This is a genomic window from Micromonospora sp. NBC_01638 (assembly GCF_045209745.1).
GTDB lineage: Bacteria > Actinomycetota > Actinomycetes > Mycobacteriales > Micromonosporaceae > Micromonospora.
Genome location: NZ_CP109273.1, coordinates 4,991,567 through 5,005,508, shown reverse-complemented (window position 1 = coordinate 5,005,508; position 13,942 = coordinate 4,991,567). Strand labels below are relative to the sequence as shown.

Below are 13,942 nucleotides of genomic sequence, written 5' to 3'. Positions count from 1 at the left end.
GATACGCCACGAGTTGCAGTTGCAGGTGCACGCGCACGCATACCAGCTACGGGGTCCGGCCGTGCCCGTCACAACATCACGGACCAATGCTCCACCGCATCCTGCCGACGAGCACACACATCACCGGAGGCGACTAAATGAGCGCATCGCTACTATGGGCAGCTCGGCGGACCGAGGCGATTTGAACCCACGAGAACCTCATGTCGAGCCTCGTTCAGGACTCTCCTGGAGTGCGGCAACGACGACTGCAGCATGAACGCGAGGCCCACCCCCGGCGGCGGCGAGTTGATCACGTATCCCGACGGCACCACCGAAAGGCACGACAGGAACGGCAACAAGGTCGGGGGGTGCGACAAGAAGTGCAAGGACGACAAGAAAAACAAGGACAAGGACAAGGCTAGGGACAAGGACAAGAAGAAGGAAGATAGCAAGTTCAAGAAGCGGGTTGCCTTTACGGCGGGAGTGTTGGACAATATAACCGAGGTCCTTGGATACATTCCCGGCTGGATCTGCAATATCTGTGCGGCCGGGGTACTGATTCTCGGTGCAGTCTCCGCCATCCTCTACCTAGTTGCCGGCAAGATCGGAAAAGCGATCGCGACGATCATTGGTGTTGGGCTGGGGGCCCTTGCTGGCGGGGGTGCGAAGAAGCTGATGGATACTCTTGTGAGCCGCTACTGGGTGAAGGCGCTGCAACTCACCAGCCATCTGAGGGGTAAGCAGGGGCGGCGTTTGCTCGCAAGAGCCCTGACAACGACGTATGCGACAAAGGTTGACAGCATGCTGGCTTCGGCTCAGGGGATCATGGCATCGGTGTATTCTAGCCTGTCGAGCGCGGTCGTAGAGGAATGATGAGGAGGGGGGACTCGGAGGCCCTTGATCGAGTGCGAAGGGTAGGTTACTGCAGGTGAGGAACCCTCGGTCCAGGTACTACCAGTCCCCCCGCAATAGGCTTACCTGGCGTCAATTCGCGTGGATCGTTGCTGTCGCCGCGGTTTTATTGATGATGGCCGGCTTGCTCTGGTGGCAGATCTCTGCCTCGGCGCGTCATATCAGAGCGACAGGCAATCCGGTGAGTGGGACTGTCGTTGGTGTGCACCATAAGAAGAGCATAGATCTCGTTGATATTGAGTACACGGGGGGCGGCGGCCTTGATAATAAGGTGGAATTAGCGGTATGGGCCTATGGTTATGATGTAGGTGATGATGTGGCGCTATACGTCGACCCTAAAGGTGGCGGCGCCGTCATAGCCGATGCCTTTTCAAGCGGCTCATACTGGTCTGCGCATCTCGCAATCGATCTCGCTATCGGCGGGGTTCTGCTTCTCCTGATTGCCGTCGGACGTGTTACTTGGGGCCGAATAAGAAAGGCTTAGTACTCCAACGTCACTTGGCTTCGGCGTTGGGCGTGGCGCAGGCATGAGGACGGCCACCGCGTTGATCATCGATGGTTTGTGGGGACAACCGAAGATCGTGCGGTGGCCGCGGGCCACAGCCTAGACCTTGACCCAATGCCGTTAAGTTCGTGCGTTTGGGCAGGCCAGTAGCGGTGTGGGTGGGCCGGGGTGGCGGATGTTCTGGTCGGTGGGTCGTTTGACGCGGTAGGAGTTGTGTCGGGCGCGTTTGAGTACGCGGGGGCAGGTGCGGTGCCGGCGTGGCGGGTTGGGCCGGCGGCGGATCTCGCCGATGGCGTCGGTGAGGGCCTCGTCCAGGTGCTCAGGGGGTAATGGCCGCCTGGTCGGTGACCTGGCGGCGCACGACGCGGAGGCCTTTGATGAAGGACATGCGGTCGGGGTCGTAGCCGGCGGGGTCGGCGGCGTCCAGCAGGAGCGCGCGGATGGCGTAGTGGGCCAGCAGCAGTCCCCACATTTGTTGTTCGACCAGGTCGGGTGTCTTCGAGCGTAGGACTTCGCCTCGGCCGCGCAGATCAGTCTTGATTTCGTCCAGGGCGGATTCCTCCTCCCAGCGCTGGTGGTAGGCCTCGGCCAGGTCGAGTGCCGGCACCTCGTCGGGGTCGAGCACGGTGGTGACCACCGCGATCAGTTCGCCGTCGGGGTTGCGGTCCGGCACGGTGTACTCCACGACCCGCACCAGGCGGGCCAGGTCGGTGGGGATGTTCCGGCCGGTCTTGACGTCGGCGACCAGCCGGGCACGCCGGTCGGCGTCCAGCCCGGGCCGGTAGATCAACGCCAGGTAGGAGCCGTCCGGCAGCCACCGCAGATGCCCGACCGATATCGAGGCTCCGATCCGCCAGGCCAGATCGGCGCCGGTCGCGGCGAAAGCGTTGAACAGCTCGAAGGAGAACAAGCCGGCGTCGGCCAGCACGAGCATGCCCGGGCCGACCCGGTCGACCAGGTCGGCGACCAGGGTGCGTTCCCCGGTGCGGCACGAGCCCAACACCGCGCCCACGATCGCGTGGCTGGCGCATTCCGCGAGGGCCGCGACGTGCAGTTTCGGGTACGCCGACGCCTTCGGCCCTGATCCCATCTTCCCGAACCGCTCGACGTTGTCGGCGGTGTCGGCCACGTCGAAGCTGGTCGCGTCGATGGCCATCAACCGTCGGCGGGCCAACCAGGCGCTCTTCGTTCCCGACGTGGCCAACGGCACCGCCGCCCGGTCGAACAACGCGGCCATCGGCTCCGGTCCCAACCGCTGGCGGGCCTGCGTGATCGCCGACGCCGTCGGCACCTGCCAGTCATCAGTCCACGACCCGAGCTTGCGCAGGTTCCCCACGAGCAGGCGCATCACCTCGTCGTAGGACTCGGAGAAGAACAACCCCATCGCGATCACGTAGCGGATCATCACGTGAGCCGACAGCCGCCGGCTGCGTTTCTCCCGCCGTCCAGTGCGGTTAAGGACCTCTTCCAGCAGGTCACGGTCATACCGGGCCGCCAACACGCCCAATCCAATATGGTCGGTCAACCGACCCTGCGGCCGCGGTGCGGACTCCAACCCCGACGAGATCACGGCCGGCCACCCTACCCGCCGCCACCCCCACGATCAGCTCACCACGCTGACCTCGACAGACGGCTTATCTGAACGGCATTGGTTCAGGACTTGTCATTACTTGTCAAAACCTCTCGTTACCGAACGTAGCCATCCCGACCTTGTCATTAACTGCCAGGAATCGGCATTGAGCTGCACAGACACGATCAAGCGATGATCGCTACTTATCACTGGTTGTCAATCACAGGCGGGGGTTTTCGGGGGGTAAACGGGGGCGACAGGGCGTCTGCGTTGGTGATGACGTCGCGTCTCAAGCCTGGCTCGCGGCGGTGACCGGCTCTCCCGGCCACAGACCGCACAAACAACAGCCCCCTAAGCCCTCCGGTGCAGCCATCCCTCCTACAGCTTGGAGCCTGATATAAAGTTCCCTCGCGGCAACTGATGGAGGCAGCACTCAATGGCCGAGAAGCCGGTTTCACACGGATTGGGTTTCGGTAACGGCAGCATCCTCGAGTACCCGGATGGCAGCGTCGAGTACCGGCCGACGGGGAAGCTGCTCTCCGCCTTCAGAGTCTGATGCGCGACATCTCTGGATTCTCGGTTCGCAAGGTGACCCGGGACGACAAGAAGCGACTCAAGGCATCGTCGATGCAGCAGGTTCTGACTGTCCAAGGTTCCGGCACGACCCTCGCTGAAGTCCCAGTGAACTACGGAACGGCCGAGAAGATTGAGCAGTGGTTCCGCAGCCATCCAGACTTCGGCAAGTCGTCTCAGGCGGCAGTAGCACCGCCTCAACCGGGAGTTTCGGTCGCCGACGAGCTCGCCAAGTTGGCGCAGCTCCGGGACGCTGGCGTCCTGACGCCAGAGGAGTTTCTCGCCCAGAAGAAGAAGCTCTTGGGCTGATTCACAGGACCAAGCATCAAGCGAACGGGCACAGCCAACGACCCCTCACCGGTGCTGCGCTCGCTGGTGACGGCAGCGGGACCGGACCGGCGGGCCGCCGTCCACCCCGCGAATCGCGGTGTCCAGGGCCCACGCGTCGGTATCCGTGCAGACCCGCCAGATCGTCGACCGCGACGGCCGGCCCACCGGCAACGCACCAGCCCGCAGGTACAGATCGGTCAACACTGCGGGCGGCACGTTGGCCACCCAGCCCGCCATCGCCGTGTACCCGCTGGGTAGGCCAGCGCCGTTAGGAGAGCTCTGACCAGCGCGTATCGGTATGGCTGGGTGAAGGCGGCGGCGTTACGCGCGGCCTCGCGCTCCTGGGGTGAGCGGTGGTGCCAGTCGGCGTATGTCCTCCGTTCGTGACCCAACGGGCGCTCGACGCGTGGAGAACACTCCCGCTTCTTCGCCAGGCCTCATCGATCGCCTGGTCCTCGGGGCGCTGCGGCAGGTCGCCGCTACCTGACCGAAGACGAAGTCCAGCAGCGCGTCTGCCGGCGCGTGCGCGACGCGCTGACCGTGGATACCGAGGTGGTGGTGGCCCACTCGCTCGGCTCGGTGGTGGCGTACGAGGCGCTTCACGCAGTAGAGGCTTCGTCCCCCGGGCGCTGGCCACGCTCGGCATCCGTGGGATGATCTTCGATCGGTTTGAGCCGTCGCCGCAGGCTGGCGCCGAACGGTGGCCGCCGCAGCTGAGGAACTGGAGTCTCCAGGACCGTCTTGGTCAACTGCCGGAGCAGCCCCTCCGGACCAGTCAACGACAGGCCCTGCTCCTTCGCCGCCCGGACCAACTCGACGGCGGCCTTCGCTTCCGCCGACGGCTCCGCCCGCTTCTTACGTCCGGTCTGGTCGTTCTGTGTCGCGGTCATCACGGCACCCTCCTCACCAGGCACAACGCCTGGCAGGTCAGGCCGGAAACACCCTTAGATCCACAGACCCCCGGTCAGACCCGCCCGGCTGAATAGCCAGCGGCACACCGCAGCATCGAGGGCGTCCGCGTCGATACCGGTCAGTACCCGGGACAGGGTGCTGTCGTCAGGCACCCGCCGGACACCGGTGAACGCGTCGCGGGTTGCACCGAGACGCTCCCACGCCGCTCCGGCAGGTCGGCGGCCCAGTCAACGATCTCCATGACGCGGCTCGATTCCCGAAACCACCGCCGCGATCGCGAGCAGTCCCGGCAGCGGATGGATCCGGCCGCCAGCGTCCCGTGGGTCCGGGACCCGGGCGAGGGCCTGCAGCAACCCTGGCGTGTCCTGTTCCGACAGCGGCAAAATTCGCCGCTGCACCGATCGCGACTCCTGCGTGACAAGACGCCTTTGATAAACAGCGTAAGGCCCGGCTACCTGAACGGCATTGATCGAGGTCTTGACTCTATGCGCCGCCCTGCTCATGATTTACTGCAGCGGTTCAAAAGTGAGGGTAAATGTGATGACGCAGGTAGAGCCACCGGCAGGAGGCCCCACATCAACCGTCACTCTCAGCGAGCTTGGACAAAATGGCCGACTCGCGCGTGCCAGTCCAGGCACGAGGGACTGGCTGACACGTAGGGCCCATCGGCGGGAACTGAGTATCGCGAGCCTCGGTTCGGTGCTCCTCGCTGTCGCGATGATCTGGCTGATTCCGCCGTACGCGGTTCGCGTGGTGACTGCCGGCGCCAAGACTGTGCCGATCGCCGACCCGGCCCACACCATCGTCGGTGACGTGGGTGACCCGACGGCCCAAGCATGGCTGGTGGGATGGGGTGGCCACGCTCTCACCCACGGTCTGCGTGGCCTGTGGGATACCAACGCTTTCTATCCCGACACGTACGGCCTAGCCCTGAGCGACAGCCTGCTCGGCTATGCCCCGGCAGGGCTGATAGGCAACGGTGTAGTCGGCGCCGTGCTGCGCTACAACATCCTGTTCGTGCTGGCTTTCGCGCTCGCCTTCCTCGGCGGCTACGCGCTCCTGCGCCAACTTGGCGCGAATAAGGTCGCCGCCGCGGTAGCCGGGGCCGCCCTCGCCTACGCGCCCTGGCGCTACGGCCACGACGGCCATTTGAATATTCTCTCCACCGGTGGTATCACTCTGGCCCTGGCGATGCTGGCGCGCGGCCACGGACTCTCGTTCACCCGCGGCTACCTTGCCGAACGAGTCCGGCCGGGCTGGGCGTTCGCTGGCTGGCTGGTCGCGGCCTGGCAGGTCAGCCTAGGCTTCGGCGTGGGGCTGGGATTCGTATACGTCCTCGCCGCCCTCTGCCTGATCACACTGATAGCCTGGCTGATCCACCGCCCACGCCTTAGCCTCCGGCTGATCGTCGGTGATCTGATCGGCGGGCTGGTCTTCACCGCGGTGACCGGATACTTCGCGTACGCGTACCAACACGTGCGCGAGCTCAACCCAGATGTCACCCGGGACTGGGACTACGTCGCGTTTTTCTCCCCGACACTGCGCGGACTTCTCGTGGCGCCGCAGTCCTCGCTGCCCTGGGGCACCCTGCACAACGACGCCCGCACCGCTCTTGGTGACGTATCGACTGAGAAAGTGCTGCTATGCGGGTATGCACTGTATCTACTGGCCTTCGCCGGCCTGTTCCTATCCCGCTGGTCACCGGTGCAACGGCTTCTGCTGCTGTTTGGGGCGGTCGTCGGAGTGTTGTTCGCGCTGGGCACGAACGGGCCGATCTACCGCCTGCTCTATCTTCACGTGCCCGGGTTCGATGGATCCCGTACACCAGGCCGGTTGATCTTGTGGCCCACTCTCTGCCTGGCCATCCTCGCGGCCGGCCTGGTTACCCACCTGGCCGAGGTGGCTCGCAGCGGCGCCAAGCCGAAATGGTCGGTGAGATCGGCACGGCTACTGACCGTTCCGTTGCTGGTCCTCGTGCTAGCTGAGGGCCTGCCTGACCTGGACCACCCCCAAACCCCAGCCGAACCGGCCGCGATGGCGCTAGCCTCCGCGCACGCTCCGATCATGGTATTGCCGTCCAACGACGGCATCGACCTCAACGTCCTACTTTGGTCGACCAACGGTTTTCCCACCATGGTCAACGGTGCGGCCAGCTACACCACACCCAACCGTCAGGCGATCCGCGACGTTATAGCGACCTTCCCCAGCAAGCCGGCCTTGGATCGGTTGCACCAGCTCGGCATCCGCAGCATCGTCCTGCTGCGCAACCGGGTCGAAGGTACCCCATATGAACCACTGCTTGACATCCCCGACGTACCCGGCATCACCCGCCACGACGTCGAGTCAGACGTGGTTTACACCATCGACACCAACACGAAATGATGTTGGGCGTGTCCTCGGGATACGAGGATCGTTCTGTCTGAACGTGAGGAGGGGTGAGCAGCCGCCGTGGATCGTCTCGGACGAACTCTGGGCCGAGGTCAAACCGCTGCTGCCACCCCGACCACCACGCCGGCACCGGTTCCCCGGGCGTAAGCGCCTCGACGACCGCAGAGTGTTGTGCGGAATCCTGTTCATGCTTCACACCGCGATTCCGTGAAGGTTCCTGCCCCAGGAGTTGGGGTTCGGCTTTGGGAAGACCTGCTGGCGCAGGTTGCGGGACTGGAACGACGCCGGCCCACCGCCGGAACACGCCGACAGGCCGAGTGCCAGGACCCCGGCGCTGGCGACGCTCAGTAGCCAGCGAAATCGCTTGGTGCTTACCATCTGGTCTCCTCCTCAAGATCCGCCCGACGCACACCTGAGTCGAGTGGAGGTTATGTCCTTTAGGTCACGCTCGGATGCGCTGACAACCGACGCGGATGTTATCGTTAACACTCCGAAGGGCGCAAGACATTGAGTTGGCGGATCTTGCGGGCGGCGGCGTCGACGGTGAAGCTCAGCCGCAGGTCGGCGGGCTTGTCGCCGGTGAGCGTGACGATCACGACCTTGCTCACCCAGCGGGGTTCTCAGAGGGACCTGCCTGCCGCGCACGTCCGCGTGCCACTGGTTCTCCCGTTCGGTTGGCTCGCCAGGCGGCCCGGCTTGGCCGCCAGAGAGGACGAGTGATCACAGGCCCAGGGTGACGGCTGCCAGGTTGGTGGTAGGCGGTGGCCCGGGACGGGAAATGATGCCCTTGCCCTTTGTGCTCGATGCCGCGAAGTCACCGCACAACGACTCCGCGAGACTCGCCACGACGGAGTTGTGGAACTGTTTCGGACGCGGTGTATCTGTGTCCACGCTCCCGCCGTCCGCCAACGGCGGATCACCCCAGGCTCTGGGCCACCTGTCCCCGTAACCCAGAGACCCGTGTCGCGGTCAGCGAGCCGGCCCAGCCACGCTCTGGCGCGCGACCAGGGTGGGTGCGATGGTCTCGCGCAGCGCGCCGCCGCTGTCCGTCTCAATCTGGGTCAGCAGCATCTCCAGGCTCGCCTGGGCAGACCTGGCTACCCCAAACCAGCTGAACAGTTACAACCCGGGCTGCCGTATTAGGCTACGTGCATTGGCGTCCTTGACACACTCCAGATGGTAGCGCTAACATCGGCCAGAATTGTTAACGCTAACAATGCGCGCCCATGTTAGCGCTCACGCAGCCCAGACGGAAGGTTAGGAACCTAATGGCTATCAAGAGGACTGTTGGAATGGGACGTCGAGGTTTAGCGGCTATTGGCCTTGCTCTCGCGGTCGGAGTAGGGGTGGGCCAACTGGCACCGATTGTGCCGGCCTCGGCGGAGAAGCCCGCGCAGGGCCTCGGACCCCAGACCCCGTCCGCCAAGGTGCCGCTGACTGGTGTCGACATGTCGCAGACCTATGTGAACCCGGTCAATCTGCCCGGGATGGCGGTGCGCAACATCGTAGGTACGATGCCGCCCACGGATGCGAACGTTGCCAACACATCGCAAATTCCAGCCAGCTTGAACCTGGAGACGTGGACGGCAGCGTCCGGGCGGACTCTCGCGAGCCGATCCACCGTCGGTTTCACCAGGATTTCGGAGAACTCGGCACGGACCGGGGCGGACTGGTCCGCGCTGAACGTCGACGGGACCATCTATCTCTACGCATCCGGCGCCATGCAGAACGCACCGAACAACAACCGCACTGTCTGGTCCACTACCGACTACCTCACGTGGACGCCCCATGAAATGAACCTGGGCCTGGTCGCACCAACCGTCGTGCAGATCGGCGGCAAGTTCTACATGGCCGGCAACAACACGCCGGTCTATCAAGCGGACTCGCCCATTGGACCGTGGACCAGCATGGGGAATTTCCTTCGCCCAACCGGCCAGACCCTGAGCGTCGGCGACGTGCAGTTCTTCCTTGACACGGACGGTCGGCTGTACTTGACGTACAACATCGGCTCGCCGATCATGGGCGCCGAACTCGACCCGAACAATCCTCGGCAACTCATCAGCGACCCGGTCGCGCTCTGGACTTTTGACCCGCTCCAGGAGTGGCAGCACATCGGTGACAACAAGGCGACCTACACGCATGGGTACGTGGAGGGTTCGCAGCTGTTCAAGGTTGGGGACACGTATTACCTCTCGGTCGCGTCCGGTGGCACCGAGTACACCACGTACGCGACGGGGGTCATGTCTTCGCGCAAACCGCTTTCAGGGTTCAAAGAGACGCAGCAGAACCCGATCGGCTACGGAAACAACCACCCCAGTTCGGTGTATCCAAACGCCGGGCACGGCAGCTTCGTACTCGACAAGTCCGGTAACCTGGTCTTCTTCTACACCTATGTCATCGCATACGAGGAGTTCTTCGAGCGACGACTGGGAATGGACATCTGCAACGTGATTGCCACTGGTCCGCAAAAGGGAGCAATCGATTGCGAATTGTCCAACACGCCGCAACTGGCCCCCGGGAAGAAGATCTCGGACAGGGACGACGTCGGGCTCTACAATGTGGCTACCAACAGCCAGGCGTACTGGGCAAGCAGCTATGCCCCCGGGCGCAATCCGTACTACGGAGGGGACCGATCCCTGTCCACCTGGTGGGAGCCGGCTGACAGCGATACTGCGCCCACGTATATCAGGGGCTTCGGGACTGTTTTCCACATCTCTGCTGCGCAGATCCAGTGGAAGGAGCTCGGGCGCGCGTTCACAAAGGACAACGCCGTGCAGTACACGCTGGAGTACAAGGACATCGCTACGAACACGTGGAAGCCGCTGGTCGACAGGAGCACGAACACCACTGCGTACACGGCTGACTACGTCACCTTCGATCGGGTGCTGACGAACGCAGTCAGGCTGAAGACCCTGGGTACGACCGAGAACGTCAAGGTCGGAGTCCACGAGCTCAACGTGTTTGGGGAGAACTACAACCTGGTTGCCTCAAAGGGCATGATCGTGACAGTCGTCGATGCCAAGCCGTCGGCGGTGGTGAAGAAGCTGAAGGGCAACACGAACGAGTTGACCATCACGGTGAAGCAGACCCACATCGACGGCAGCGAGTCTACTGTGACGGCCACGTTCACCATCGACAACAACGCTGCCGGCACCTACACCGTCGGCGATTACAAGGTATACGTCGAAACCAAGGGCAACACCCAGGTGCGGTCGATCTTCATCGTGTGACGCGTGTGAACCGGAAGTTCAGCGCGCGCACGAGAGGGCATGCGCTGTGGCAGGATGCCTCGACTCGGGGTCAGCGGCCGCCGGGGTGTGAGGCACATTGACAACGGAGTGGAGCCATTGCCGTCGGTAGTGGTTCCACTCCGTTGTGCGCCATTGGGCGTGGCTTTTCCTGTGGGTTGCTGTCACGGTTGCTAACGACCGACAAGCAGGGCGGCCACGGACCACGGAATCAGCGAACCCGCTGGTCATGGCCATGATCGTCGTCGAGGTGTAGCCATACCGACCCTCGCGCTCCCACACGTACTATGTGCTTGCCGGCGACACGCCGCTCTTGGTGCATAACACGTCGGGTTGGTGTATTCCTGAAGCTGAGCGTGTTGGGGAAGCGGATCTGATCGCCGAAGGGCACGCAGCAGGGCTATTGCGTAGTGGGGTTGCCCCTGGTCAAGGCAGGATTGCTGGTGGTCACGGCGTCGATCAGGTCGTGTGGGCGGTGGTTGGCGCGTCGGGTGGCTTCGGCGATGTTCGTGGCGCCGTTTGTGCGGTGGTAACCGATCGAGGTGTTACGGAGTGTCGCGAAGACGGCGGGGCCGTTGCCCGTCCGGGCTTGGTGAGCGTCTTCACGTAGTGTCACATCTCTGACGTAATGCAGGCGGTTCTCGATGTGCCATTCAGACCGCGCCCAGGTGCCGAGGTCGGCGGGTTGAGCCTGCTCGGCGGGCAGGGACACGGTCAGGTATGCCGCTTCGCGGCTGGTGTTGCCCTTGATCGTGCGGGTCCGGGTGATTCGGACGGCCTGCTGCGCGTGGGGAAACGCCATCTCGCCGGGAGTGGCCACGGTGACGGTTTTGACGGTGCGGGTTTCCTTGCGGCCGTGGCCGGTCTCGCGGGTCTGGGAACCGATCGGGATCTGCGCCCACGGAAGGGATTTGAGCTGGTTGTGCAGGGTCGGCTGGTTCCCCTTGACCGTGACCATCAGGTGCCCGCCGTCGGCTGCGAGGAGTTCCGCGTGCCCGGTCTGGGCGTGCAGCGCGTCCGCGACGACCAGGACGTCTTGCAACGATCCCAACTGGGCGGCGACCAGACGCATCAGCGGAGTGAACGCCGGGATCTCATTGGACTTCGCGTCGATCCGCACCTGGGCGAGCACGACACCAGTGGAGGTGTCGTACGCCGACAGCAGATGAACTTGCCGCCCGTCAGCGAGCCGGGCGCCCCGTTCGACCTTGCCGTCGACGGCGATCACGAGCCGCCACCGCCGCCCGGCCATGGTGACCGGCGCTGTTCGGGCCAACAGCCACCGGGCCAGCACCCGTGAGAGCACATCGGCGTCGATGCGGATCAGCAGCCGCCACACCGTCGTGGCCGCCGGTACCCGGTCGCTGAAACCGAGCCGATCCCAGACCTCCTGGTCCTGATTACGCACCCAATCGGTCACCGACGCGAACGTGCACGCCCCGGCCAGCACCGCGCAGACCGCCACCGCCAGGATGCTCACCAGCGAGTAACGGCAGCCACGCGGATCACGCGGGTCAGGGATCGTGGACAACACCTCGAACAAGCCCTGACGATCACCTTCAGTGACCACGGCGGGGAGTGTGCCGGTGGGTCGGTGCGGGAGCAGGATCTCGGTGGGTGATGATGACATCGGCGGGTGCGGTCCTTCTTCTGGGTCATGTGGTCTTCGCAAACACCATGATCACCAACAGGCCGTACCCGTCCTACATGAACCCACCCTCGACCGGTCCCACATCAAACCCCAGCTCAAACACCCTTCAACCGACTACGCAATAGCCCTGGGGCACGCAGGTTCAAAGCATGCGGGGACTTCCCTGAAATGCCTGTCGGAGACATCGAGAAACTTGTGCGCCAAACGATGCAGGACCCGGCCCGTGTCAAAAAGGCGCTCGACCCGGCCGACCTGGCCGTGCTGCGGCGGCTCATCGAGATCAAGCTTCCCCACAACCGTGCCCCTGCCGAAAATCTCATCCGCCCTGGTAGGAGCCGGTGCGCGGGGGGCGTCCGGGATGTCGACCCGGATTGCTTTCGCTGGGGCTCTCGCGCGGCTGGCGATCGCTGCGGCATGATGGTCGGCCGTGCTGCTGCGACTGGCCTACCTGGGTGTGACGAACGCGTTCGCCATGCTGCGTCTGCTGCCGATGAGCGATCGAGACAAGGACGTGGAGATCCTGGCGCTGCGCCATCAGATCATGGTGCTGGAAAGGCAGCTGGGCACGGAGAGGGTGCGGTTCGACGCGAGTGATCGGGCGTTGCTGGCAGCGCTGCTGCACCGGGTGCCGCGCGACGTGCTATGCAAGGTGCGGCTGCTGGTGCGCCCGGACACGGTGCTGCGCTGGCATCGCAACCTGGTCGCCCGTCGTCACGCAGACGCGTCTCGGTCTAAGCGCCCGGGCCGGCCGCGGACCGTGCACTCGATTCGCGCCCTGGTGCTGCGCCTGGCGGGGGAGAATCCCGGCTGGGGGTACCGGCGGCTGCACGGCGAACTGCTCGTCCTCGGCGTGAAGTGGCCGCCTCGACCGTGTGGGAGATCTTGAAGGAGGCTGGGATCGACCCGGCGCCCGAGCGGACCTCCAGCACCTGGGCCGACTTCCTCCGTTCCCAGGCCGACGCCCTGCTGGCGTGCGACTTCCTGGAGACGGTCACCCTGACCGGAGCGCGGCTGTACGTGTTCGCGGTAATCGACCACGCCAGCCGCCGGATCCGGGTCCTGGGCGCCACCGCGCACCCGACCGCCGCATGGACCGTGCAGGCGGCGAAGAACCTCGTGATGGACCTCGAGGACACCGGTTGCCGGGCGCGGTTCCTGATCCGGGACCGGGACGGAAAGTTCCCCGAGTTGTTCGACACCGTCCTCGCCGACGCGGGCATCGACGTCGTGCTCAGCGGCGTCCGGATACCCCGCATGAACTCGATCATGGAACGGTGGGTACAGACCTGCCGCCATGAACTGTTGGATCGGACCATGATCTGGAACCAACGGCACCTGCTCCACGCGCTGCGCGAGTTCGAACAGTTCTACAACGGCCACCGTCCACATCAGGGCATCGCGAACGCGTGCCCGTTGCACCCGTTGCCCGCACCGATCGCCGATCCGGACAGACTCACCCGCCTCGACATCCGAAGACGCGATCGCCTCGGCGGCGTCCTCCACGAGTACGAGAACGCCGCGTGACCTGCGCGGACGAGGTTGTCGGCAAGGGCAAGGTCGATCGGGAACGCGGCCGGCAGGTCGCTGCCGACATAGGCCGGATTCTGGAGCGTGTTAATGAGTTGCAGGCCCGTGCGGCGGCTGCCGGTGCGGTCGAGCCTGTGGACGGGGTGGTGGTGCCGCGGTGGGAGGGTTGCCCGTACCGGGGTCTGTTGCCGTTCGAGGAGGCTGACGCAGCGGTGTTCTATGGTCGTCGTTCGGCGACGGCTAGGCTGCTCGAGCGGTTGGCGGAGCAGTCGGCGGTCGGGCCTGCTACTGGGTGATGGCAACCCAGCCCGCAGCAGCGAGGACTTCCCCGCCCCGGAAGGACCGTC

15 protein-coding genes and 1 pseudogene are annotated in these 13,942 nt (G+C 64.4%); 9 read left to right on the top strand and 7 right to left on the bottom strand.

What is annotated here, in order from left to right:
* The first annotated feature begins 252 nt into the window (after positions 1-252).
* Both OG811_RS23440 and OG811_RS23435 read left to right on the top strand, forming a co-directional pair.
* Complete coding sequence (locus OG811_RS23440) at positions 253-852, top strand: hypothetical protein (RefSeq protein ID WP_406068705.1); 600 nt, start codon at positions 253-255, stop codon at positions 850-852.
* 163 nt (positions 853-1,015) lie between these two features.
* Positions 1,016-1,375, top strand: coding sequence for a hypothetical protein (locus OG811_RS23435; RefSeq protein WP_406068703.1), 360 nt, complete (start codon positions 1,016-1,018; stop codon positions 1,373-1,375).
* 340 nt (positions 1,376-1,715) lie between these two features.
* Here OG811_RS23435 and OG811_RS23430 read toward each other — a convergent pair whose 3' ends face one another.
* Entirely contained in the window at positions 1,716-2,966 is a 1,251-nt protein-coding gene (locus tag OG811_RS23430) for an IS4 family transposase (protein ID WP_406068701.1), read from the bottom strand.
* Between the two features lie 555 nt (positions 2,967-3,521).
* Here OG811_RS23430 and OG811_RS23425 point away from each other — a divergent pair.
* The gene (locus tag OG811_RS23425) at positions 3,522-3,848 is read left to right on the top strand and encodes an SHOCT domain-containing protein (RefSeq protein WP_406068699.1); all 327 of its coding nucleotides are present in this window, start codon (positions 3,522-3,524) and stop codon (positions 3,846-3,848) included.
* Between the two features lie 734 nt (positions 3,849-4,582).
* Here OG811_RS23425 and OG811_RS23420 read toward each other — a convergent pair.
* Positions 4,583-4,759: pseudogene (locus OG811_RS23420) on the bottom strand (IS256 family transposase); the annotation flags it as partial.
* Between the two features lie 249 nt (positions 4,760-5,008).
* Entirely contained in the window at positions 5,009-5,284 is a 276-nt protein-coding gene (locus tag OG811_RS23415) for a transposase family protein (protein ID WP_406068697.1), read from the bottom strand.
* A gap of 196 nt (positions 5,285-5,480) precedes the next feature.
* Between OG811_RS23415 and OG811_RS23410 the strand changes: the two genes are divergently transcribed.
* Both OG811_RS23410 and OG811_RS23405 read left to right on the top strand, forming a co-directional pair.
* Positions 5,481-7,163 (top strand): hypothetical protein, encoded by a 1,683-nt coding sequence (locus OG811_RS23410; protein ID WP_406068695.1) that lies wholly within the window; start codon positions 5,481-5,483, stop codon positions 7,161-7,163.
* Positions 7,069-7,380: a transposase gene (locus OG811_RS23405; protein ID WP_406068693.1), complete on the top strand. Its 312-nt coding sequence runs from the start codon at positions 7,069-7,071 to the stop codon at positions 7,378-7,380. Before OG811_RS23410 ends, OG811_RS23405 begins: the two co-directional genes overlap by 95 nt.
* Here the strand turns inward: OG811_RS23405 and OG811_RS23400 are convergent.
* The 3 genes from OG811_RS23400 to OG811_RS23390 all read right to left on the bottom strand — a co-directional run bounded on the left by OG811_RS23400 (position 7,362) and on the right by OG811_RS23390 (position 8,015).
* The gene (locus tag OG811_RS23400; RefSeq protein ID WP_406068692.1) at positions 7,362-7,547 is read right to left on the bottom strand and encodes a hypothetical protein; all 186 of its coding nucleotides are present in this window, start codon (positions 7,545-7,547) and stop codon (positions 7,362-7,364) included. The genes OG811_RS23405 and OG811_RS23400 overlap by 19 nt on opposite strands.
* Before the next feature lie 104 nt (positions 7,548-7,651).
* A complete protein-coding gene (locus OG811_RS23395; RefSeq protein ID WP_406068690.1) occupies positions 7,652-7,777 on the bottom strand; it encodes a hypothetical protein in 126 nt (41 codons plus the stop codon).
* 112 nt (positions 7,778-7,889) lie between these two features.
* Positions 7,890-8,015, bottom strand: coding sequence for a hypothetical protein (locus OG811_RS23390; protein WP_406068688.1), 126 nt, complete (start codon positions 8,013-8,015; stop codon positions 7,890-7,892).
* Between the two features lie 500 nt (positions 8,016-8,515).
* Between OG811_RS23390 and OG811_RS23385 the strand changes: the two genes are divergently transcribed.
* Positions 8,516-10,399: a family 43 glycosylhydrolase gene (locus tag OG811_RS23385; protein ID WP_406068687.1), complete on the top strand. Its 1,884-nt coding sequence runs from the start codon at positions 8,516-8,518 to the stop codon at positions 10,397-10,399.
* A 418-nt stretch (positions 10,400-10,817) separates the two neighbouring features.
* Here OG811_RS23385 and OG811_RS23380 read toward each other — a convergent pair whose 3' ends face one another.
* A complete protein-coding gene (locus tag OG811_RS23380) occupies positions 10,818-12,047 on the bottom strand; it encodes an ISAs1 family transposase (RefSeq protein WP_406068686.1) in 1,230 nt (409 codons plus the stop codon).
* Between the two features lie 448 nt (positions 12,048-12,495).
* Between OG811_RS23380 and OG811_RS23375 the strand changes: the two genes are divergently transcribed.
* The 3 genes from OG811_RS23375 to OG811_RS23365 are packed head-to-tail and all read left to right on the top strand — an operon-like array spanning position 12,496 to position 13,891.
* On the top strand, positions 12,496-12,954 hold the full coding sequence (locus OG811_RS23375; protein ID WP_406068684.1) for a helix-turn-helix domain-containing protein: 459 nt from the start codon (positions 12,496-12,498) through the stop codon (positions 12,952-12,954).
* Positions 12,939-13,592, top strand: a complete 654-nt coding sequence (locus tag OG811_RS23370; protein ID WP_406068683.1) for an integrase core domain-containing protein — start codon at positions 12,939-12,941, stop codon at positions 13,590-13,592. Before OG811_RS23375 ends, OG811_RS23370 begins: the two co-directional genes overlap by 16 nt.
* Complete coding sequence (locus OG811_RS23365; RefSeq protein WP_406068681.1) at positions 13,589-13,891, top strand: hypothetical protein; 303 nt, start codon at positions 13,589-13,591, stop codon at positions 13,889-13,891. The genes OG811_RS23370 and OG811_RS23365 overlap by 4 nt, the downstream gene beginning before the upstream one ends.
* Positions 13,892-13,942: the final 51 nt, after the last annotated feature.

Coding starts and splice junctions, on each gene's coding strand:
- OG811_RS23400 (WP_406068692.1), bottom strand. CDS start 7,547: ATGGTAAGCACCAAGCGATTTCGCTGGCTACTGAGCGTCGCCAGCGCC.
- OG811_RS23405 (WP_406068693.1), top strand. CDS start 7,069: ATGAACCACTGCTTGACATCCCCGACGTACCCGGCATCACCCGCCACG.
- OG811_RS23425 (WP_406068699.1), top strand. CDS start 3,522: ATGCGCGACATCTCTGGATTCTCGGTTCGCAAGGTGACCCGGGACGAC.
- OG811_RS23380 (WP_406068686.1), bottom strand. CDS start 12,047: ATGTCATCATCACCCACCGAGATCCTGCTCCCGCACCGACCCACCGGC.
- OG811_RS23440 (WP_406068705.1), top strand. CDS start 253: ATGAACGCGAGGCCCACCCCCGGCGGCGGCGAGTTGATCACGTATCCC.
- OG811_RS23415 (WP_406068697.1), bottom strand. CDS start 5,284: ATGAGCAGGGCGGCGCATAGAGTCAAGACCTCGATCAATGCCGTTCAG.